Here is a 21,752-nt window from a genome sequence, read left to right as displayed (position 1 = left end):
GTTACTGGTCTCTTTTCGAATCTTTTGCCGGCAGTTCCATCTGGATTCACAGCAACAAAAAAACAGAAGCATATGTTACACTTCTGTTTCTTAATTATAAATTACAAAAATCTATAAAGACCCTTCCAAGTACAACCTATCCTATCTCATGTCACTATTGAATTTTATGCCAAATATACCCCAAAGGGATTGGGGTTACACGGCACAAAAACAACACTGTCATAAGATGGCAGAGTAGAGTTCACGTTATAAATGATGTTATCTAAGTTTTTAATGTATAAGCTTTTCATTATAACCGCTCCTTGTTGTGTCATAACTATTAATCATTTCTCATTTTTTCTAATTATTTTACACTCTCAAATCAATTTGTCAAATTTTATTTATACTTTACCATATTTATTTTAACCAATATTTATAAATATTATCTGCGCCCTTGCATAATTGCATATATTATACATTATTTTTGCATAATATTACACTCTTCAATCTTTTTATAAATTATTCTTGCATATTTATGTAAAATGGTGTATAGTAATCCTTGCGATTAAGAATGCAGAATTTACTTGCGTGTAAAAATATATGTTATTTTAGGAGGATATCTATCATGAAAGAGAAAGTTGTATTAGCCTATTCTGGTGGACTTGACACCACAGCGGTTATTCCATGGTTAAAGGAAACTTTTGGTTACGAGGTTATCTGCTGCTGTATCAACTGCGGACAGGGAGAAGAATTAGAGGGGCTGGATGAGAGAGCAAAATTATCCGGTGCTTCCAAATTATATATTGAAGATATTGTAGACGATTTCTGCGACAACTATATTGTCCCATGTGTACAGGCACATGCAGTATATGAAAACAAATATCTGTTAGGAACTGCCATGGCACGTCCGGCAATTACAAAACGCCTGGTTGAGATTGCAAGAAAAGAAGGTGCTGTCGCTATCTGTCACGGTGCAACCGGAAAAGGAAATGATCAGATTCGTTTTGAACTTGGTATCCGTGCACTCGCTCCGGACATCAAGATCATTGCTCCATGGAGAATGACAGATCTCTGGACTATGCAGTCTCGTGAAGATGAAATTGCATATTGTAAAGCGCACGGTATCGATCTTCCATTTGATGCAAGTCACAGTTACAGCCGCGATCGTAACTTATGGCATATCAGTCATGAAGGTCTGGAACTGGAAGATCCTTCAAAGGAACCAAATTATGAGCATTTACTGGTTCTCAGCGTAACACCAGAAAAAGCACCAGATGAAGGTGAATATGTAACGATGACATTTGAAAAAGGTGTGCCAAAGAGCATTAATGGCGTAGAGATGAAAGTCTCCGACATCATCCGCAAGTTAAATGAACTTGGCGGCAAGCACGGAATTGGCATCTGCGATATCGTAGAGAACCGTGTTGTCGGAATGAAATCTCGTGGCGTATATGAAACTCCTGGTGGAACCATCCTGTATGAAGCTCATCAGCAATTGGAAGAACTGGTATTAGACCGTGCTACATATGAAGTAAAAGAAGAGATGGGTAACAAATTGTCTCAGGTTATCTACGAAGGAAAATGGTTCACACCACTGCGTGAAGCAATTCAGGCATTCATTGAAAGCACACAGGAATATGTAACTGGTGAAGTGAAATTCAAACTCTACAAAGGAAATATCATTAAAGCCGGAACAACTTCTCCATACTCACTGTACAACGAATCTCTGGCAAGCTTTACAACCGGTGATTTATACGATCATCACGATGCCAGCGGATTCATCAACCTGTTCGGACTTCCATTAAAAGTTCGCGCAATGAAAATGCAAGAATTAGATAAAAATAATCAAAAATAGTAATTTGGGACGGGGGTTTTTTCATTTTCCTCCGTCCCAAATTAAATTTACCCTGTCCCTAATTATATTCTTCGAAGTACTCTTTCGACATTTTCTCCCCAGATCTTATCTAACTGTCGTTCTGTTAATCCGGCTTTTTTTAACGCATCCCACAATCGTTCCATTTGAGAAGCATCTGCAATCTCCTGGACTTCCATACCGTCGAATCCGTCAAAATCCGTACCTATTGCTGGAAATGAGCTTCCTCCTACTCGAATCATATGTAAGATATGTGCGGTCATTTCATTAATTCTGGACTCTTTGGGATTGCCCAGAAATGGTCCGTAAAAATTCAATCCGGCTACGCCACCGCAATTAGCCAGTTCCCGAATCATTTCATCCGTCAGATTTCTTGGATGATTACAGAGTTCTCGACAATTGGAATGGGAAGCCACGACCGGTCCTTTTGCATGCTCCATAACATCCCGAAATGTTCCGTCTGATGCATGGGATACATCTATAATCATTCCCAGTTCTCCCATTCGTTCTACAACTTCTCTTCCAAAATACGTCAGCCCCTGCCACATGCAAGTTACGTCCTTACTATTGGGATGTCCAATACAATTATTATAATTCCATAAAATCGTTATCAGGCGGATCCCTTCCTTGTAAAGTTTTTCCAGACGTTCCATCTTCCCTTCTAGAATTCCTCCTTCTTCCACAGTAAGGACAGCGGATATTTTATTTTTTTCCACATTCTGTCTAAGTTCCGCATAAGATCTGGCAAATGCGATCTCATCCGAATACTCCTCCAACTGCCTCTTCAGATAAGAGATCATTTCCAGTACATGTTCATACGCTTTTTCATAGCCTCCTATATTTTTATAGTCATCAAAATGTGTAAAGCAGGCAAAAAATTGTGCTTTTGTTCCGGCCTGTTTCATAAAAGGAATGTTAACACTGCAATGATTATCCATCAAATCACCGGTCTGATCGAGATCTATGAGTTTCCATAAAGTATCACAATGCATATCAATAAGTTTCATATCTACTGTCTCCTTCTCATACCTTCATATTACAAGTATACTCTTATTTGCCCCGAAATGAATCCCATTCTGAAAGGAAATTATCTTATGAAACCAATTATTGGAGTCGTTTCTTGTGGATACACGAATAACCGCCAGTTTGTCACCCAGACCTATCTTCAAGCCATCCAGGATGCAGGCGGTATTCCTGTCATCCTCCCTTGCACACAGGCAGAAGAATCTTATTCTTATTACGTGAGAATGTGTGATGGTTTCTTATTCTGCGGAGGTGACGATGTCACGCCCCTTCTTTTTGGAGAGGAATTATTGACAACGCAAGGCAGAACAGACACACAGACAGATCTTTTCCATCTGTCTTTGATGAAATATGTATTATCGTCCCACCTTCCCATCCTTGCTATCTGTCGTGGAATGCAGATTCTGAATATTGCACTTGGCGGAACCATTTTTCAGGATCTGTCTCTGCGCCCGATTTCTTCTCTGAATCACATGCAGCTATCGGAGAACCGAGAAGATACCAGCCATAAGATTACCATTTCATCAAATAGCATACTATATAATATTCTTGGTACTTCTGCTTCTGTTAATAGTTTTCATCATCAGAGCATCCATGTTCTTGGCACAAATCTTAAAATTACAGCCATCGCTTCCGATGGTGTTATAGAAGCTATTGAATCTGTTACTTCTTCTTTCATTATTGGTGTTCAATGGCATCCAGAATGTATGTATCATTCTTTCCAGCCCATGCAGAAATTATTTCTTACATTTGTGGAAAAAGCAAAAAATGCAAAAGATATTCCGTATATTTCCGCTCATCACAGGACACAATAATCAGGAAACCATAGGGAAAAAGGAGGAAACAGATATGGCTGAAATATCAGTACTCGATTTACAGAACCTGCGCCACCTGATCGGCGGATACGACACAAGTCACTGCAAAATGCAGGATTATGCTTCTCAGGCAAAAGACCCTGAAGTAAAAAAACTTTTTCAGGATGCTGCCGATTCTGCCATGAAAAATAAGCAGGACTTGATGAAATTCTTATAGGAGGTAATAAGAGATGTTAGATGAAAAGACAATGGTGAGTGACGCTTTGGCTGGCGTCAACGGCGAGCTTGTCCGCTATGGAGAAATGATTTCCCAGACAGAAAACCAAGAATTAAAGCAATGCCTGAAACAGATCCGCAATCAGTGTGAAATGTCACAGGAAAAGCTCTATCAGGTAGCAAGAGAAAAAAGTTATTATGTCCCTGCTCAAAAAGCTTCACAGCAGGAAATCAATCATGTCAAATCAGTATTGACCGGACTTTCCATGAAATAGCAAAAATAAAAAGTCTTACCCTAAACAAGGCGCTGTCAGAAAACAGAGAGGATATCCCTGACTGACAGCGCCTTGTTTATGAAATAATCCCAGGATGTTTATACTTCCTGTTCTCCCTGGATATTCTCGCTCTTAATACGTCCCTTCTCTACATTTGGAAGAATGAAATTCTGATAAGCATATTCCCAGAGAGTCTCTGACCCCTCGGCAGTATTCTGGTTTCTTTTCATAATCTGTTCCAGATGCACTCCATGCTCTACCCAGGCTTTTCCATCGGTTGCATCGTTGAGCATCACCGGCTGCAGATTATCCATCGTTCGTGCAAAACGGGCTTCCTTCGTCTCTCTTGCTTCAAATTCTTCCCATATCTTTTTGAATTTTTCACCCTGATCAGGCGGCAGCAACCCAAAGATTCGTTCTGCCGCTTTCTGTTCACGTTCCTTCTGTGTCTTCTTCGCCTCTTCATCGTAAGCATACGTATCGCCGGCATCAATCTCGACAATATCATGGATCAAAAGCATGGTGACCGTCTTAAGCACATCAATCTCTTCATTGGCATATTCGCTGAGCAGAATCGTCATGATTGCCATATGCCATGCATGTTCCGCATCATTTTCCTTACGCCTGCCATCCGACAGATAGGTCTGACGGCCGATAAATTTCTCTTTGTCAATCTCACGTATAAATTCAAATTGTTGTTCCAGACGATCCATCTCTCATTCCTCCATTATCCTGACCAAACACTTCTATCTTAGGCACTTCTCTCAAACTGCGAATTGTAAAGCTCTGCATAGAAACCATTTTGAGCCAGCAGTTCTTCATGATTGCCCTGTTCTATGATATCTCCATCCTTCATGACCAGTATCAGATCCGCATCCCGAATCGTAGACAAACGGTGTGCAATAATAAAACTTGTTCTTCCACGCATCAGGTTATCCATCGCTTTCTGGATTCTTACTTCTGTACGTGTATCTACAGAACTGGTCGCTTCATCCAGAATCAGGATCTTTGGATCTGCCAGAATTGCCCTCGCAATGGTCAAAAGCTGCTTCTGTCCCTGAGACACATTACTTGCTTCTTCATTCAATTCCATATTGTAGCCACCCGGCAGCGTCTGAACGAACCGATGTACATATGCCGCATTGGCTGCTTCTACCACTTCTTCATGAGTTGCATCCAGCTTCCCATAACGGATATTCTCTTCAATACTACCCTTAAACAGCCAAGTATCCTGCAATACCATTCCGAACATCTGTCGCAATTCACTTCTGTTAAAATCACGGATATCGTGCCCGTCAACTTTGATAGAGCCACTGTTCACATCATAGAATCTCATCAATAATTTTACCATAGTTGTCTTTCCGGCGCCAGTCGGTCCCACAATTGCAATCTTCTGTCCCGGTTCGACTTTTGCGCTGAAATCCTTAATGATCGTATGATCCGGATTGTATCCGAATTTTACATGGTCAAATTCCACCCGGCCTTCCAGACCTTCTACAGATACAGCATTTGGAACTGTCTGATCTTCTTCTGGTTCCTCCAAAAATTCAAACACACGCTCAGAAGCTGCTGCCGTTGACTGTAGCATATTTGCTACCTGTGCCACCTGTTGAATTGGTTGTGTGAAGTTACGTACATATTGGATAAATGACTGAATATCACCAACCTCAATGGCATTTTTCATTGCCAGATATCCGCCCAGAATAACGACTGCTACATATCCAAGATTACCGACAAACTGCATGATCGGCATCATCATTCCTGACAAGAACTGTGACTTCCAGGCTGACTGGCACAGGATATCATTATCCTTATCAAAAGCAGCGATTACGTCATCCTCTTTATTGAATGCCTTCACAATATTGTGTCCACCATAGACCTCTTCCACCTGTCCATTGACATGTCCCAGATACTCCTGCTGCCTCATGAAATATTTCTGAGAATGCTTAACGATTACAGAAATCAATCCCATGGAAAGCGGCAGGATTAAAATAGCAATCACAGTCATCAGAGGACTGATGCTAAGCATCATGACCAGTACACCTATAATTGTCGTTACCGATGTAATGACCTGTGTTGCACTTTGGTTAAGGCTCTGACTTAACGTATCTACATCATTGGTAATACGAGATAATATCTCTCCATGAGTCATCTTATCAAAATAATTCATCGGGAGCCGATTGATTTTCTCAGAGATTTCTTTTCTTAAACGATAAGTTAACTTCTGTGACACTCCCGTCATAATGTATCCCTGGATAAAGGAAAATAATGCACTACAGATATACAGACATAATAACGTCAGCAATATTCTGGCAATCTTGTCAAAATCAATTCCACTTCCGCCGGATATCTTTCCAACCAGACCATTAAAAATCTCTGTGGTCGCTTTTCCAAGAACCTTTGGACCTACAATATTAAATATCGTACTTCCAATGGCAAATAAAATCACAAAAAGCAATGCAATCTTATACCGCCCGAGGTAGGTCATCAATTTTCCCATTGTTCCTTTAAAATCCTTGGCCTTTTCACCCGGCATATTGCCGTGGCCAGGTCCATGTCCATGTCCCATGCCTTTTGCCATATTAACCTACCTCCTTCATATCTTCTTCCAGTTCTTTTTCTGACAACTGGGAAGATGCAATCTGATAATAAGTGTCACAGTTTCTCAATAACTCTTTATGCGTTCCTTTGCCCACAATCTTTCCATCATCCAATACAATAATCTGTTCCGCATGCAAAATAGTACTGATTCTCTGTGCAACGATCATTACTGTACTGTCTTCCGTCTTTTCTTTTAATGCAGCACGTAAGGTTACGTCCGTTTTATAATCTAACGCAGAAAAACTATCATCAAAGATATAGACATCCGGATGTTTCGCAATTGCTCTGGCAATGGATAGTCTCTGCTTCTGTCCACCGGATACATTGGAGCCTCCCTGTGAGATCGTACTATGATACTTCTTTTTCTTCGTATCGATAAACTCGGTTGCCTGTGCAATCTCTGCCGCTTCTTTCATCTCATCCTCTGTTCCTTCGGAGTTTCCATACAGAATATTGGAAGCAATATCACCAGAGAAAAGGATTCCTTTCTGTGGAACATATCCCAACTTCGCACGTAAGTCATGCTGTGTGATATCACGAATGTCTTCCCCGTCAATTGTAATCTTTCCTTCTGTCACATCATAGAACCTTGGAATCAGATTTACCAATGTTGATTTCCCACATCCGGTACTTCCGATAAACGCAGTTGTCTGTCCTGGCTTCGCGGTAAATGAAATATCATGCAGAACATCTTCTTCCGCTCCAGGATATCGGAATGACACATGATCGAAAGTAACCTCTCCCTTTCCATCTTCTGGAAGACTCTGAGGCTGGTCAGGATCCAGAATTGATGCATCACTGGTCAAGACTTCATCCACACGATCTGCAGAGACAGCCGCTCTCGGCAGCATAACAGATATCATACATATCATCAGGAAAGACATGATAATCTGCATCGTGTACTGAATAAACGCCATCATATCTCCCACCTGCATGTTCCCGTCATTGATACTGTGACCGCCAGTCCATACGATCAATATAGAAATACAGTTCATGATCAGCATCATCAATGGCATCATAAAGGTCATGGCTCTATTTACAAACAGGTTAATTCTGGTCAGATCTTTATTCGCTTTATCAAATCGCTGCTCTTCATATTTTTCTGTACTGAAAGCACGAATGACTGAAAGGCCTGTTAAAATCTCACGACTGACCAGATTCAACCGGTCTACCATATTCTGCACAATTCTGAACTTTGGCATTACAACGATGAACAATACGCTGACGACCATTAAGATCAAGATAACTGCAAGTGCTATAATCCAGGACATATCAACGTTGGTATTAAACACTTTCCAGACGCCTCCAAACGCCATGATTGGAGCATACAGGACCATCCTGAGAATCATAACTGTCAGCATCTGAATCTGCTGAATATCATTCGTACTTCTCGTAATCAGAGATGCTGTTGAAAACTTGTCAAACTCACTGTTGGAGAATCCGACTACTTTACGGAAGACGTCTCTTCGAAGTCCGCGGCCGACCTTTGCACCTACAAGCGAAGCCAACAGACCAACAATAATACTTGCTGCCATTCCCAACGCTGCCAGCGCAAGCATTTTTCCTCCTGTAATCAAAATATACTTCTTCTCTAAAGCATCTGTATCAATTCCTACATTTTCATAAGCATGCTTAATATACACTGCTGCCGTCTGTTCAACCATAGAGTCCGGCATGGAATCCAACTGACTCTCTATCTCATCTATGACCGAATCTCTCTGTTCCTCTTCCATCATACCGAAGAGATCATAGATGGACATCTGACTTATATCAGGTACCTGCTGCATCTGCTCTTCCATCTGACTCTTCATCTGCTCTTCCATCTGTTTTGTGGTGTCACTTCCCGAGTCAAAGCCTTCGGTCAAAAGCATCGGTTTCCCAAGAATTGCTGCCAGATCATCCATTTTCCTATTATTATCTTCTACCGATTCTTTCAATTCCAGTACAGTTCCGTCATAATCATAATCCTGCTCACTCTTTTCATAAGAATTTTTCACTGTCTCCTGATCATCAGAATGCACGAACAGAAGCAAATGATTCAAGTCCTCTTCTGCAATCGTCAAAGGAACTTTCTCATCAACACCACTTTGTTGAATTCCTATATTGACAATATCAGATGTGTATGTCGGCAAAGACAGATCACAGTACGCCTGTACAACTAATACACACAACACAGCGAAAACAACACCTGCATATGGTTTTAAGAATTTTATTAATTTGCGCATATCTTACCTTTCCTTTCAACTAGTATTTTCTATTCAAGTCTGCAATCATGCGGCATCGGGGGACGCGTCTTTTCCATGACCGTTTTGATGTCCATACCCTTAAACTCTCTGGAATCGAGAAGATTCTGCCTCATTTCCATAAGAAGCCGACGGAGGAGCATCCTCTCTTCCGGAGAAATTCCATGATATACAATGTCTTCCATGCCAGTCAGTACATGCTTTAATTCCTCTATACATTCTCTTCCCCGATCAGATAACTGAATCTGAATAACCCTTTGGTCTTTTGCGTCCGGTTTCTTCAAAATCAGCCCCTGGTCCTCTAACTTTCTCAACGCAACCGTCATAGAAGGCGGTGTAATTCCAATCTTCTCTGCCAATTGCCGTTGAGACATCTTCCCCTCACAATACAGAACAAACAAGATTCCAGCCTGATTTGGCTTGACACCCAGCGCTTCCATACCTTTCATCGCCCGATATCGACTGATATGTGCTACCTGATGCAATAATATAAAAATAGAAGCATCCTCAAATTTTTCCATACTGCACCTCCTTATATATTCATAAAACAAATCTAAAATTAATTAGATATCTAACGGTTATATTAGGCATTATAGATATATATGTCAACACTTTTATATTTATTTAAGAATTATTATGGGAAATTTAACAAAAGAATAATTAGATAAATTAAGAATAGGGGACGGGGGAAAATGAAAAATCCCCCGTCCCCAACTATTACAGTGTGTCGGAATCAAGAACGATTGTGAATGGACCGTCGTTTACGAGGCTGACTTTCATATCTGCTCCGAACTGACCTCTTTCTACCACGTTTACCTGCTCTTTGCATTTTGCGATGATGTATTCGTACATATCGGATGCCATGTCAGGTGCGCCTGCTTCGATAAAGCTTGGGCGATTGCCTTTTTTACAATTAGCGTATAATGTGAACTGAGAGATCAGCAGTAACTCTCCACCTACCGCCTCTAAAGACAGATTGGTCTTTCCCTGTTCGTCTTCGAAGATTCGAAGTCCTAGCATCTTTTTTACCATCTTATCGGCGATTTCTTTTGTATCTGAATCACTTACGCCGATCAATACCATAAAGCCTTTCCCTATCTTGCCAAGTACTTTTCCATCCACCTTGACTTCACTTTCACTCACCCTTTGTATTACAAATCTCATATTCTAAAACCTCCTGTCATAATGCAAACATTGTTTTGCAGATGTTTTTTGCTGTTTTGGTCACAAATAATCGTTCCATAACGGTACGTGCAGATTCTTTACTTTCCTGATCTTCATATAGATTTACCAGAAAGTCTGCTTCTACCAGTATCTGATAATCCATCCCGTCTATATTGGAATATGTATGGTGATGTCCCACCAGGTAACATACTCTGGAAATGATCTTCTCAGGATATCCTAATTGTTCCAGCATATTCTTTGCTATTGGCGGGCCTTCCAGTTCCTGATGTTTTCCCAGACTGTCCCCATATTTTTTCCTGCTTTCTTTGATTCCGATATCATGAACAATCGCTGCTGTCTCAAGAATCTCCTGTTCTTCTGGGGAAATGCACTCCATCTCCCCAATCATTTTGGAAAAAGCATAAACTTTCATAAAATGCTGAATATGTCTGGGACAATCTGTCTCATATTCTATCATACGCATGATCAATTCATGGTTATCCATTTTTCACCATTTCCTTATCTTTTTTGTCCGGCAGCTGTGCAAGAATAATTGCAGCAAACATCAGAATACATCCGATGGACTCACGGACAGACAGCTTCTCTCCAAGTATCACCCACCCGGCCAATACTGAAAAACAGGACTCCAGACTCAGAATCAGAGATGCAATTGCGGGGTTTACATTCTTTTGTCCGATGATCTGCAGCGTATATGCCACACCACAAGACAAGACTCCAGCATAAAGCAATGGCCATGCGGCATCAACAATCGCTCCCATTTTCGGTATCTCCAGCAAAAACATAAAAGGCAATGATATGATTCCACAGACCAGGAATTGAATGCAAGACATCTTCACACCTTCCACTTTAGGAGAGAAATAATCAATGACAAGAATATGAAGTGAAAATACCAGCGCGCATGCAAAGAGGAAAATATCTCCTTTTCCAATTGTAAATTTCTCTGTAATACACAGAAAATACAATCCAGCCAACGCAAGTATAACTGCCGTCCATACTTTCCATCCTGTCTTTTTTCCAAGAAAGATTCCTAACACCGGAACAAATACAATATAAAATGCTGTGATAAATCCGGCTTTTCCTGCTGTTGTATACTGGATACCCACCTGTTGCAGACTGCTGGCGGCAAATAAAAGTACTCCACAGGAAATACCACCGATCAGCAGATCTTTCCTGTTTCTTTCTTCTGTCACAGGATCTGACTTATCATTTAATTTTTGCAAAATCCAGATACATGGAATCAGCGCTACACCTCCAATCAGGCTGCGGACTCCGTTAAATGTAAATGGTCCCAGATAATCCATTCCTACACTCTGGGCCACAAAAGCGGTTCCCCATATAAATGCCGTTAATATCAGCATAAATGCATTTTTTGGTCTCATACGTGCACCTCATCTTATGTCATTCTTTTCTTGTAGATTGTCTCTGTCCGAAGTTTCAGGACAGACAACATTCGTATTATAGCATATTTATCCAATTCCGTGTATAATAAATAATAATCCGATAATCTTCTCTGGGAGAAACATATGCAGAAACACAAAAACATCTTTTTTTATTGCGGCCTTCTTATGCTTTTCAGTGAGGTCTGGAAACAATGGTGCCTCACTTACATATTAAATAACGGACATTATAACTGGTGGTATTTTCCATTTCAATTATGCAGCATTCCTATGTACATCTGCCTGATACTGCCCTGGATCAGATCACCTCAGATATATGATGCTTTTCTTACTTTCTTAATGGACTTTGGGATGTTGGGAGGCATCTTTGCTTTTTGTGATACAAGCGGAATGTATTATCACTATCCTCCATTGACCATTCATTCTTTTGCATGGCATATCCTTCTGATTATTCTTGGCCTTTATGCAGGATTCACAATAGGCAAGAACATTTCCATACGAAATTATCTGAAAAGCGCAGGTATCTATCTGATCTGCTGCGTAATCGCAACAATATGGAACCTTCTTTTTCATCCATACGGCAATATCAATATGTTCTATATCAGCCCGTATTACGTAATGGCGCAAAAGGTGTTCTGCAAGTTGGCATTGATTCTTGGAAATAACGCTGGAATCGCAATCTACATTGCCTCTACACTTTTTGGTGCATGGATTTTTCATTGTATATGGATATTTCTAAAAAGAGGGTTGAAAATTTCAGTCAATTCATTATTCTGATAGTAAGGAATGACTCATCTGGTCAATCAAATCTAACAATAAGGAAAACATATTATGAACGAAAAATTCTTTTCCCTGCCGGAAGAAAAACAATTGCAGATTATTAACGCTGCTACGGAAGTATTTGCAAAATATGATTATAAACATGCTTCCACGGATTTAATTGCTTCCAAAGCAGGAATCTCCAAAGGTTTATTATTTTACTATTTTCATAACAAAAAAGAACTCTATCTTTATCTATTCACTTACCTGACTCAGATAATCACGCAACAGGTCGTTGATAATGATTTTACAAAAATTACCGACTTTTTTGAACTTCTGGAATATTCCGCCAATAAAAAGGCAGAAATCCTGCAAAAGAATCCTTATGTTCTTGATTTTGCAGTAAAATCTTTCTACTCCGAGAAAGAAGAAGTCTCAGATAAGCTTCAGGATCTCAATTATGGACAGCAGGCTGCTATTTTCCAGCAATATCTTGGACATGTAGATACTTTCAAGTTCAAGGATAATTGTAATTTTTACGACATCTTCAAGATGCTGGTCTGGATGACCGATGGTTATCTTCACGAGCTTCGCGTTATGAAAAAAACACTGGATGTTGCAGAGCTGAAAGCTGAATTCCACAAATGGGTCACCATGTTCCGAAAATTATTTTACAAGGAGGAATACCTATGAAAAATATAATCGAAATAGATCACATCACGAAAGATTACGGCAATGGACGTGGTGTGTTCGATATCAGTTTCCAAGTAAAAAAAGGAGAAGTTCTCGGATTCCTGGGGCCTAACGGTGCCGGCAAGACCACCACAATCCGCCAGCTGATGGGATTCCTCAGACCAGACAGCGGAAGTGTACAGATTCTTGGCATGGATTGTTTCCATGATGCACATAAAATCGCCGATTCACTCGGCTATCTTCCCGGTGAGATCGCATTCATTGACGCTATGACCGGTATAAAGTTCATCCGATTTATCGCAAATATGAAAGGGATGAAAGATCTGGGACGTGCGCCAGAATTAATGGAACGATTTGAGTTGAATCCTTCTGCCAAAATTAAAAAGATGTCCAAGGGAACCAAACAAAAGATCGGCATCATATGTGCATTTATGCAAGACCCTGATATTCTACTTCTTGACGAACCAACCAGCGGTCTAGACCCTTTAATGCAAAATGAATTCATAGACTTGATACTAGAAGAGAAAGAAAGAGGAAAAACCATCCTCCTGTCTTCCCACATTTTCGAAGAAGTCGAACGAACCTGTGATCGCGCTGCTATCATCCGTGAAGGAAAGCTGGCTGCTGTGGAAAATATAGACGCCTTGCGCCAGAACAAGCAAAAAATCGTAGAAGTACATTTCCCGACTGTTGAGATTGCCAAAGCATGTGCTGCATCCATGCCTTCTTCTACGCAAAAAGGCAGCATTGTTTCTGTAAAGATAAAAGGAAACATGGATGACTTTATTAAACAAGTTGCCAATTATCCTGTCACCGACCTGGATATCAAGGCTCAGACCCTAGAAGAAATATTCATGCATTTTTATGGAGGAACTACAGATGATCAATAAAACACTATTTCGAAAAGAATTCAAAGCCAATTACATATTGCTTCTTATCTTTCTTGGCATCCTCACCATGTATTCTTGCATGATCGTTTCCATGTTTGATCCGAAACTTGGGGACAGTCTCCAGGCCATGGCAGACAGCATGCCTGAGATCTTCGCTGCTTTTGGAATGGCAGATGCCGGAACGACACTGTTAGAGTTTGTCACCAATTACCTCTATGGAATGCTGTTCATTGCATTTCCGGGTGTATTCATCATTCTCTTGTCCAACCGGCTGATTGCCCGATATGTAGACAATGGCTCCATGGCTTACCTGCTTGCCATACCACGTAAACGCAGCCAGCTCGCAATTACACAGGCAATCTTCATGGGATTCTGCCTGTTGATCATGGCAGTATACGTAACCAGCCTGATCATCATCGAAAGTGAATTATTATTCCCAAAAGAACTGGAAATTCATGCATTTCTACGCATAAACATCGGACTATTCGGGCTGTTCCTGTTCCTCGGAGGCATCTGCTTTTTCTTCTCCTGCTTCTTCAACGAAAGCAAATACTGTACCGGAGCCAGCGCAGGAATCGTTATCTACTCCATCCTGATCCAGATGATCTCTCAGGTAGGAGACAAATTCGAAAATCTAAAATATGTCACACCACTGACCTTATTCGACACCGACGGACTGGCACAATCCGCCTCCAAGGCCTGGGTAGGATGCGGAATATTATATATAATCGGAATCCTGGCATTTTTGATGGGAATACGTGTCTTTAGCCATAAAAATCTTTCTATTTGACAAAAAGGTACAGGGCAAAAGTAAAAAGGGGACGTAGTATTTTGCAAAAATACTACGTCCCCTTTTTACCATTTTACTTCCCTAACCATCTTGTTGCACAATGTGCCATACAGGCGGCGCCGATCGGGCACACATCTTCATTGAACTGTACCTTTGGATTATGAGCAGGGCTTTCTCCTCTTTCATCCAGATATCCTGCGGAAAGATACATGAATGCACTTGGTACTTTTTCTGCAATGGATGCGAAATCTTCGGACGCACTTGCGGATATATTCGGATATGGCGTCAAGCTTGGAATCTCTAATTCTTTCATATATTCAACGATTTCTTCTGTAAATTGTGAATCACAGATCAGTGGTGCAACTTCGGAGATCATCTCAATCTCGGCGGTTCCACTGTATACTTCTGCCGTTTTTACCGTGACTTCTTTCATTCTTCGTACCAGCAATTCTCTGGCATCCGGATCATTTGTACGGATAGTTCCCTGAAGGATTGCTGTATCTGGAATGATATTAGCAGCTGTTCCTGCCTCAAAATTTCCGATCGTCATGACACAGGATTTGGACGGATCCGCCTCTCTTGCCATCAGAGCTTCCAAAGCAAGATAGACATGCACACCGATATTAATCGGGTCAATTGAATTCTGTGGATATGCACCGTGTGCACCTTTTCCATGGATCGTTATCTTAAATCCATCTACAGAATACATCATGGTTCCTGTGCTGTTATACATGAATATCCCAACCGGCATCTTTCCTGGTGATACATGATAGGCAAGAGCCGCATCCACCGAAGGGTTGTCTAAGATTCCATGTTCAATCATGTCTTTACTTCCTTCAAATGTCTCCTCAGCCGGCTGGAACATGAACTTAACCGTACCTTTTAGTTCAGATTCATTTTCCTTCAGCATTTTTGCCGCTGTAAGAAGCATTGCTGCATGAAAATCATGCCCACATGCATGTACTTTCCCTGTGTTACATGCAAATGAAAGGCCGCTTTCCTCCGGCATCGGCAATGCATCCATGTCTGCACGGAGCAGAAGAACTTTCCCACCTTTTCCCAATGTGGCCGTCACCCCATGACCACATTCCTTCGGCTCCAAGCCATATTCTCTAAGTTTTTCCATGACATATGCCTTTGCTTTTGGCATATCCAGTCCTACTTCCGCATTTTCATGAAAGTAACGCCGATTCTCAATCGTTTCTTCTTTTAATTCCTTTGCTCTTTCATAATAATTCATAATTCTGCATCTCCTTTTATTTATTTGTTATTCCACAAAAATAATTTTTTAATCTTCCTCTATTCTTTCTATTTTAAATACATTCAGTGTATCCACATCTGGACATGCAAATACTGCAGTTCCTTTTTCCTGCCCCGGGATCTCGCCCCCATATCTGAGAATATCAATATATGGAAACGCCACATGCATAGCCATCGGGCATAAATTGCCCCGTTCCGTATCAAAATCGAAACTTTCCCCAATCTCATGACCTCTGTGGCATCCTTTCGGTCCTTTTCGGTCTATCAATGTGATCTTTATTTTCGGTCGCCTCATCAATCAAGCACCTCCAGATAATTTTCCACAGGGATTCCCTTATATTTATCAGCATTATCCTGATTTCTTTTTATCAATTCCCTTACCGCATCCATGGCATTTCTTGTACTGTCCACAAGCCTATTTCCCGAAAGTACTTTCCCTATCAAAATAGATGAAAATATATCTCCTGTTCCCGGAAATCTTATCGGAATAATGTCAAATGGAAGAACAAATTTTTCATCCAGTTCATGGTCATACCCAATGACCACATCCTTTCCATCCAAACGCGCACTCGTTATAATCACAGATTTTGCACCCATTATCCGCAATCTCTCGACCAATTCATCCGCTTCTTCCTTTGTCAAATCCTGTGAATGATATTGCATTTTGGCCAGATAAACCGCTTCCGTATAATTCGGCACAATATAATCCGCAACCTTTACCAGCTCTCGCATATGCGAAATTGTCTCCTGTGATACACCATTATACAGTTCCCCTTCATCTCCCATAATCGGATCTACAAATATCAACGTCCCATTCTCAGACTTCTTTCGACAATAGTCAGCAATCATCTTCGCCTGAACTTCCGAAACAATAAAGCCCGTCGCAATCGCGTCAAACTGGAACCCCAAATCATCCCACACACTAATCGTATTCTTCATATAATCCGTCGTTTCCAAAATATCAAATTTCCCATAATCCAACGTGTTCGAAACCAACGCTGTAGGAAGATTATAAATCTGATGCCCCATATGCGACAATACCGGTATCATTGCCGATAACGCAACCTTCCCATAACCAGCCAGATCATTAATCAACAATATCTGCTTACTCATCATATATCCTCCACTTCACATATTCAATAAAAATCCCAATTCTAAATACAATAATCATAACACATTCTCTAGATTATGGCTTAAAATATTTCAAAAAGGTACAGGGCATTTTTCAAATGGGGACGTAGTATTTTTTAATTTTACTACGTCCCCATTTTAGTGTAAAATATAGTAAATGATTTTTAAAAGGGGTGTTTTTCACTATGAATCCTACCGTGAGTATTATTGTTCCTGTATATAATGCTGAAAATACGCTTTCGCGCTGTGTCGACAGTATTCTTCATCAGGAGTACACTGATTTTGAGCTTTTGCTTGTGGATGATGGCAGTTTGGATTCTTCTGGTGCCATCTGTGATCGATATGCTTCTTTGGACTCTCGTGTCCATGTTATTCACAAGGAGAACAGTGGGGTCTCTGATTCCAGAAATATGGCTTTGGATCATGCAAGGGGAACTTATCTCCAATTCTTGGATAGTGATGACTGGATTACGCCGAATGCGACGGATCTTTTGGTGCAGACTGCCGAGTATTATCATTGTGACATGGTTATCTCTGATTTTTATCGTGTCATTGGGGAGCGTGTCTCTCACAAGGGGGATATTGAGGATGACTGTGTTCTGACTCAGGAGGAATTTGCCACACATATGATGGAGAATCCGGCTGATTTCTATTATGGTGTACTGTGGAATAAGTTGTTCCGCCGTGATATTGTGGAAAAATATCACCTTCGCATGAACCCTGATATCAGCTGGTGTGAGGACTTTATGTTTAATCTGGAATATATCCGACACGCCGATGTTTTTTATGCTCTTCAGGTACCGATCTATTATTATGTAAAGACAAAGGGTTCGCTGGCAAGTCAGGGCATGAATATTACGAAAACAATTAAAATGAAGCTTATGGTATTTGAGTATTATAATAATTTCTATAAGCATGTATTAGATGAGGAAGACTACGAGAAAAACCGCCTGCAGGTCTATCATTTTCTGATCGATGCTGCCAAAGATGGAGCCGTGCCGCCTTCTATTATGCCCAATTCTCAAAAGCTTGGCGAAGAGCGCAGCCGCATCTCCGAAGCTGCTCTTTGCGGAGAGGGATTTCTTATGGATGAATATCGCAATCGCAAGCTTCTGGATTATTATCTGGAACCTGTCGCCCACAAAAATGATCTGACTCTGGACGAAACACGCCTGCTTCTCTTTTTGAATCAGCCACACCAGAGCAGTAACCGCCGGGAACTTGCAGATTTTGTAAATATCACTACTAGGAATCTAAATATGCTGCTTCAAAAACTTACTTCTAAAGGATTCATAAAGATTGAGAATAAACGAAGCCAAAAGCAGTTAAATATCCTGTTTCTTCCTGCTGCCACACCGATTCTAAATGAACTCGCAGCCGTACAGAATAACTATGATCAAGCACGATTTACAGATTTTACCGATGAAGAACTTATCCAATACGCATATTTTACGGAAAAGATCAAACAGAATACACAGAAAATCCTTTAATATCACTGTGGAATTCCGTTTTGCCAGGTGTCTGTCTGACTCTTTTCTCATAATAAGTACTTAATGAGCACAGACAACGTGAACGCACAATTAAGGGCAGGATATCCGAAAGTTGGAATCCTGCCCTGTCTGTAATCTACTGCTCTGATGCTTATTCAATTCCCAGAACTTTATAATCCTGATCTTCTACCGTCTTCTTTAACACATCATCGGCCAGTTCGGCATTTAATGTTACCACAGCAGTACCTGCTTCATGACTTACTGCTGCTTCAGCCACCTCAGGCAGAGCCTCCAGACACTTCTTCACCCTTGCCTCACAGTGTCCACACATCATTCCTTCGATTTTCATTGTCTTTTCCATTATAATTTCCTCCTGTCTCTTTTTTGATTTTCTTTTTTTATCTTTTTTTGCATCATGCATATCATACCAATTCAGCCGCAGTGCATTGGTCACCACACAGAAACTCGACAGACTCATTGCTGCTGCGCCGAACATTGGATTCAATTTTAACCCGAACAGCGGATACCACACACCGGCTGCCAGCGGAATCCCAATCACATTGTAGAAAAATGCCCAGAACAGATTCTCATGAATATTGTGAAGAGTTGCCCTGCTTAAACGGATTGCTGCCGGCACATCACTTAACCTGCTCTTCATCAATACTACATCTGCGGCATCAATGGCTATATCCGTTCCTGCCCCAATGGCAATTCCGATATCCGCCCGTGTCAGTGCAGGTGCATCGTTGATTCCATCACCAACCATAGCAACCTTGCCTTTTTTCTTCAGCTTGCGTATCACGCGTTCTTTTCCTTCCGGAAGGACACCGGCAATCACTTCATCCACACCAGCCTGCTTTCCAATCGCCTGTGCAGTCCTTTCGTTATCTCCCGTCAACATAACTACATGAATCCCCATGTTCTGTAATTCTTTTACTGCCTGAGGGCTGTCTTCCTTGATTACATCAGCTACCGCAATGATTCCCACAAGCTGACCATTTTGACTGAAGAACAAAGGCGTCTTTCCTTCTTGTGACAATACCTCTGCCTGGCGCTGTAACTTCTCCGGTACCGTTCCATTTGCACAAATATACTCCAGATTACCGCCACACAATACATCCTCTCCCAGTTTTCCTGACAGTCCATTTCCCGGCACCGCTTGAAATTCTGTAACTTCCTTCTCTGTAAGATGCCTTTCTTCTGCCAACGCAAGAATGGCTTTTGCCAGTGGATGTTCACTTTTTCTTTCTAATGCATATGCCATTCGAAGCAGATCTTCTTCTAATATGTCTACTGGAATAATGTCCGTAACTTTCGGCTCTCCACTGGTAATAGTTCCAGTCTTATCCAAGGCCACAATCTGCATCTTTCCAGTCTCCTCCAGCGAAACTGCCGTCTTAAACATAATCCCATTTCTGGCACCCATTCCATTTCCGACCATGATTGCAACCGGTGTCGCAAGCCCCAATGCACATGGACAGCTGATGACCAGAACAGAGATCCCTCTTGCCAGTGCAAATCCAATACTCTGCCCGGCAAGTAACCAGATCACAATGGTAACAACAGCAATTGAGATAACTGCCGGAACAAACACACCCGATACTCTGTCCGCCACTTTGGCAATCGGGGCCTTTGTAGCCGCAGCATCACTGACCATCTGAATAATCTGCGATAAAGTAGTATCCTCTCCAACCCTCGAAGCCTCACATTTTAAGAATCCAGACTGATTCAATGTGGCGGCAGATACCGAATCGCCAGAAGATTTATCCACCGGAATACTTTCTCCTGTCAAAGCCGACTCGTTGACCGCACTGCTTCCTTCTATGACAATTCCATCCACCGGAATATTTTCTCCCGGCCGGACTACAAAGAGATCCCCTTTCCTCACCTGCTCAATCGCCACACTCTGTTCGATTCCTTCCCGGATTACCACTGCTGTCTTTGGCGCCAGCTTCATCAGACTCCTAAGAGCATCCGTCGTCTTCCCTTTGGAATGGGCCTCCAGCATCTTTCCCACAGTAATTAATGTCAATATCATTGCTGCCGATTCAAAATAAAATTCATGCATATAAGACATGACAGCCTCCATGTCCATTCGCATCTGGGCATCTGTCATGGCAAATAATGCATAGGTACTGTAGATGTAAGAAGCGCTTGCTCCTAACGCTACCAGTGTGTCCATATTCGGCGCTTTATGCCACAGACTTCGAAATCCGCTGATAAAAAACTTCTGATTGATAATCATAATCGTAGTTGTAAGCAGGAGTTGAATCAACCCCATCGCCACATGATTTCCTTCCATAAAAGCCGGAAGCGGCCAGTTCCACATCATATGTCCCATGGAAACATACATTAGAGGAATCAGAAAACATAATGATGCGATCAATCGCTTCTTTAATATCGGGGTTTCCTTGTCTATGAGAAGTTCCTCATCCGCCATGCCTGATGAAGACTGTTCCTTTGATCCGCCTGCTCCTTTTTCAGAAGCTCCATACCCGGCTTCTTCCACAGCAGCGATGACAGCAGCCGGCAAGGCAGTCCCCTCCACTCCCATTGAATTGGTCAACAGGCTGACCGAACAGGAAGTCACCCCAGGGACTTGTGAAACCGCCTTTTCAACGCGCGCACTACAAGCCGCGCAACTCATTCCTGTCACAGTATACTGTTTCATTTCCTTGGTCTCCTTTAATTACTTCGTATTACTTCATTAGTTTCTGTAAGGTAGCTACAAGTTCATCGATTGTCTCCTCCTTACCTGCACGAATATCTTCCGCAACACAGGTCCGGATATGATTGGCAAGCAGCACTTTATTAAAACTGTTCAGTGCAGCATTGACTGCGGATACCTGTATTAGAATGTCCGTACAATAAGCATCTTCCTCAACCATTCTTTTTATACCACGGACCTGTCCCTCGACACGATTTAACCGATGAATCAGGTCTTTATACTCTTTATCTGATCTCTCTTTGGTTCTGTGAGAGCAACATTGCTTTTGTTCCTCCATATTACATTCATCTCCTTTACATCCATCATTATATACCCCTATCGGGTATATTGCAACAAATTCTTTTGTTTCCTTGCTTTTTGAGGACAGATTTGTTACTGTTAAAGAGTAAGAAATGGAGGGATTC

General features: G+C 41.4%; 22 protein-coding genes. 9 read left to right on the top strand and 13 right to left on the bottom strand.

All coding sequences use genetic code 11. The annotated features are described in order from the left end of the window. Positions 1 to 604: 604 nt before the first annotated feature. On the top strand, positions 605 to 1,834 hold the full coding sequence (locus ACQRD1_RS09725; RefSeq protein ID WP_235233253.1) for an argininosuccinate synthase: 1,230 nt from the start codon (positions 605 to 607) through the stop codon (positions 1,832 to 1,834). A 62-nt stretch (positions 1,835 to 1,896) separates the two neighbouring features. Here ACQRD1_RS09725 and ACQRD1_RS09720 read toward each other — a convergent pair whose 3' ends face one another. Then, positions 1,897 to 2,859 carry a dipeptidase gene (locus tag ACQRD1_RS09720; protein ID WP_235233252.1) on the bottom strand — a complete coding sequence of 321 codons (963 nt, stop codon included), beginning with the start codon at positions 2,857 to 2,859 and terminating at the stop codon, positions 1,897 to 1,899. Positions 2,860 to 2,946: 87 nt separating this feature from the next. Between ACQRD1_RS09720 and ACQRD1_RS09715 the strand changes: the two genes are divergently transcribed. From ACQRD1_RS09715 to ACQRD1_RS09705, 3 genes are read left to right on the top strand one after another with little or no spacing between them, the layout of a single operon-like run. Beyond that, entirely contained in the window at positions 2,947 to 3,690 is a 744-nt protein-coding gene (locus ACQRD1_RS09715; RefSeq protein WP_235233251.1) for a gamma-glutamyl-gamma-aminobutyrate hydrolase family protein, read from the top strand. Positions 3,691 to 3,724: 34 nt separating this feature from the next. Further along, positions 3,725 to 3,907: a hypothetical protein gene (locus ACQRD1_RS09710; RefSeq protein WP_235233250.1), complete on the top strand. Its 183-nt coding sequence runs from the start codon at positions 3,725 to 3,727 to the stop codon at positions 3,905 to 3,907. A 13-nt stretch (positions 3,908 to 3,920) separates the two neighbouring features. Beyond that, complete coding sequence (locus ACQRD1_RS09705) at positions 3,921 to 4,181, top strand: spore coat protein (RefSeq protein ID WP_235233249.1); 261 nt, start codon at positions 3,921 to 3,923, stop codon at positions 4,179 to 4,181. 98 nt (positions 4,182 to 4,279) lie between these two features. Here ACQRD1_RS09705 and ACQRD1_RS09700 read toward each other — a convergent pair whose 3' ends face one another. From ACQRD1_RS09700 to ACQRD1_RS09670, 7 genes are all read right to left on the bottom strand, one after another. Then, positions 4,280 to 4,894 carry an HD domain-containing protein gene (locus ACQRD1_RS09700; protein WP_235233750.1) on the bottom strand — a complete coding sequence of 205 codons (615 nt, stop codon included), beginning with the start codon at positions 4,892 to 4,894 and terminating at the stop codon, positions 4,280 to 4,282. A 38-nt stretch (positions 4,895 to 4,932) separates the two neighbouring features. Continuing rightward, a complete protein-coding gene (locus ACQRD1_RS09695; RefSeq protein ID WP_347376249.1) occupies positions 4,933 to 6,762 on the bottom strand; it encodes an ABC transporter ATP-binding protein in 1,830 nt (609 codons plus the stop codon). 1 nt (position 6,763) lies between these two features. Next, on the bottom strand, positions 6,764 to 9,007 hold the full coding sequence (locus tag ACQRD1_RS09690; RefSeq protein WP_427787417.1) for an ABC transporter ATP-binding protein: 2,244 nt from the start codon (positions 9,005 to 9,007) through the stop codon (positions 6,764 to 6,766). Between the two features lie 29 nt (positions 9,008 to 9,036). Further along, positions 9,037 to 9,546 carry a MarR family winged helix-turn-helix transcriptional regulator gene (locus ACQRD1_RS09685; RefSeq protein ID WP_235233753.1) on the bottom strand — a complete coding sequence of 170 codons (510 nt, stop codon included), beginning with the start codon at positions 9,544 to 9,546 and terminating at the stop codon, positions 9,037 to 9,039. A gap of 196 nt (positions 9,547 to 9,742) precedes the next feature. Continuing rightward, complete coding sequence (gene dtd / locus ACQRD1_RS09680; protein ID WP_235233755.1) at positions 9,743 to 10,189, bottom strand: D-aminoacyl-tRNA deacylase; 447 nt, start codon at positions 10,187 to 10,189, stop codon at positions 9,743 to 9,745. Positions 10,190 to 10,205: 16 nt separating this feature from the next. Continuing rightward, positions 10,206 to 10,694: an HD domain-containing protein gene (locus tag ACQRD1_RS09675; RefSeq protein ID WP_235233757.1), complete on the bottom strand. Its 489-nt coding sequence runs from the start codon at positions 10,692 to 10,694 to the stop codon at positions 10,206 to 10,208. After that, on the bottom strand, positions 10,687 to 11,589 hold the full coding sequence (locus ACQRD1_RS09670; protein WP_235233758.1) for a DMT family transporter: 903 nt from the start codon (positions 11,587 to 11,589) through the stop codon (positions 10,687 to 10,689). Before ACQRD1_RS09670 ends, ACQRD1_RS09675 begins: the two co-directional genes overlap by 8 nt. Positions 11,590 to 11,733: 144 nt before the next feature. On the opposite strand from ACQRD1_RS09670, the gene ACQRD1_RS09665 reads away from it, so the two are divergent. From ACQRD1_RS09665 to ACQRD1_RS09650, 4 genes are read left to right on the top strand one after another with little or no spacing between them, the layout of a single operon-like run. After that, positions 11,734 to 12,384: a YwaF family protein gene (locus ACQRD1_RS09665; RefSeq protein ID WP_235233759.1), complete on the top strand. Its 651-nt coding sequence runs from the start codon at positions 11,734 to 11,736 to the stop codon at positions 12,382 to 12,384. 54 nt (positions 12,385 to 12,438) lie between these two features. After that, complete coding sequence (locus tag ACQRD1_RS09660; protein WP_235233760.1) at positions 12,439 to 13,059, top strand: TetR/AcrR family transcriptional regulator; 621 nt, start codon at positions 12,439 to 12,441, stop codon at positions 13,057 to 13,059. Next, positions 13,056 to 13,949 carry an ABC transporter ATP-binding protein gene (locus ACQRD1_RS09655; protein WP_235233761.1) on the top strand — a complete coding sequence of 298 codons (894 nt, stop codon included), beginning with the start codon at positions 13,056 to 13,058 and terminating at the stop codon, positions 13,947 to 13,949. The genes ACQRD1_RS09660 and ACQRD1_RS09655 overlap by 4 nt, the downstream gene beginning before the upstream one ends. Then, positions 13,939 to 14,739 carry an ABC transporter permease subunit gene (locus tag ACQRD1_RS09650; protein WP_235233762.1) on the top strand — a complete coding sequence of 267 codons (801 nt, stop codon included), beginning with the start codon at positions 13,939 to 13,941 and terminating at the stop codon, positions 14,737 to 14,739. Before ACQRD1_RS09655 ends, ACQRD1_RS09650 begins: the two co-directional genes overlap by 11 nt. A 73-nt stretch (positions 14,740 to 14,812) precedes the next feature. Here ACQRD1_RS09650 and ACQRD1_RS09645 read toward each other — a convergent pair whose 3' ends face one another. The 3 genes from ACQRD1_RS09645 to ACQRD1_RS09635 are packed head-to-tail and all read right to left on the bottom strand — an operon-like array spanning position 14,813 to position 17,112. After that, positions 14,813 to 15,979, bottom strand: a complete 1,167-nt coding sequence (locus tag ACQRD1_RS09645; protein ID WP_427787415.1) for a M20 family metallopeptidase — start codon at positions 15,977 to 15,979, stop codon at positions 14,813 to 14,815. Between the two features lie 48 nt (positions 15,980 to 16,027). Continuing rightward, complete coding sequence (locus ACQRD1_RS09640) at positions 16,028 to 16,294, bottom strand: TIGR04076 family protein (RefSeq protein ID WP_235233765.1); 267 nt, start codon at positions 16,292 to 16,294, stop codon at positions 16,028 to 16,030. Then, a complete protein-coding gene (locus ACQRD1_RS09635; RefSeq protein WP_427787413.1) occupies positions 16,294 to 17,112 on the bottom strand; it encodes a pyridoxamine kinase in 819 nt (272 codons plus the stop codon). The genes ACQRD1_RS09640 and ACQRD1_RS09635 overlap by 1 nt, the downstream gene beginning before the upstream one ends. A gap of 203 nt (positions 17,113 to 17,315) precedes the next feature. On the opposite strand from ACQRD1_RS09635, the gene ACQRD1_RS09630 reads away from it, so the two are divergent. Then, the gene (locus tag ACQRD1_RS09630; RefSeq protein WP_347376256.1) at positions 17,316 to 18,620 is read left to right on the top strand and encodes a glycosyltransferase; all 1,305 of its coding nucleotides are present in this window, start codon (positions 17,316 to 17,318) and stop codon (positions 18,618 to 18,620) included. Between the two features lie 151 nt (positions 18,621 to 18,771). On the opposite strand, the gene ACQRD1_RS09625 is transcribed toward ACQRD1_RS09630, so the two are convergent. Both ACQRD1_RS09625 and ACQRD1_RS09620 read right to left on the bottom strand, forming a co-directional pair. After that, the gene (locus tag ACQRD1_RS09625) at positions 18,772 to 21,291 is read right to left on the bottom strand and encodes a heavy metal translocating P-type ATPase (protein WP_427787412.1); all 2,520 of its coding nucleotides are present in this window, start codon (positions 21,289 to 21,291) and stop codon (positions 18,772 to 18,774) included. A gap of 28 nt (positions 21,292 to 21,319) precedes the next feature. After that, a complete protein-coding gene (locus ACQRD1_RS09620; protein WP_235233772.1) occupies positions 21,320 to 21,625 on the bottom strand; it encodes a metal-sensing transcriptional repressor in 306 nt (101 codons plus the stop codon). Positions 21,626 to 21,752: the final 127 nt, after the last annotated feature.

Source organism: Bariatricus sp. SGI.019, assembly GCF_050315235.1.
In the GTDB taxonomy this organism is placed as follows: Bacteria; Bacillota; Clostridia; order Lachnospirales; family Lachnospiraceae; genus JAFBIX01.
The sequence above is the reverse complement of the archived record's forward strand: the minus strand, read 5'-3'. Positions and strand labels throughout refer to the sequence as shown.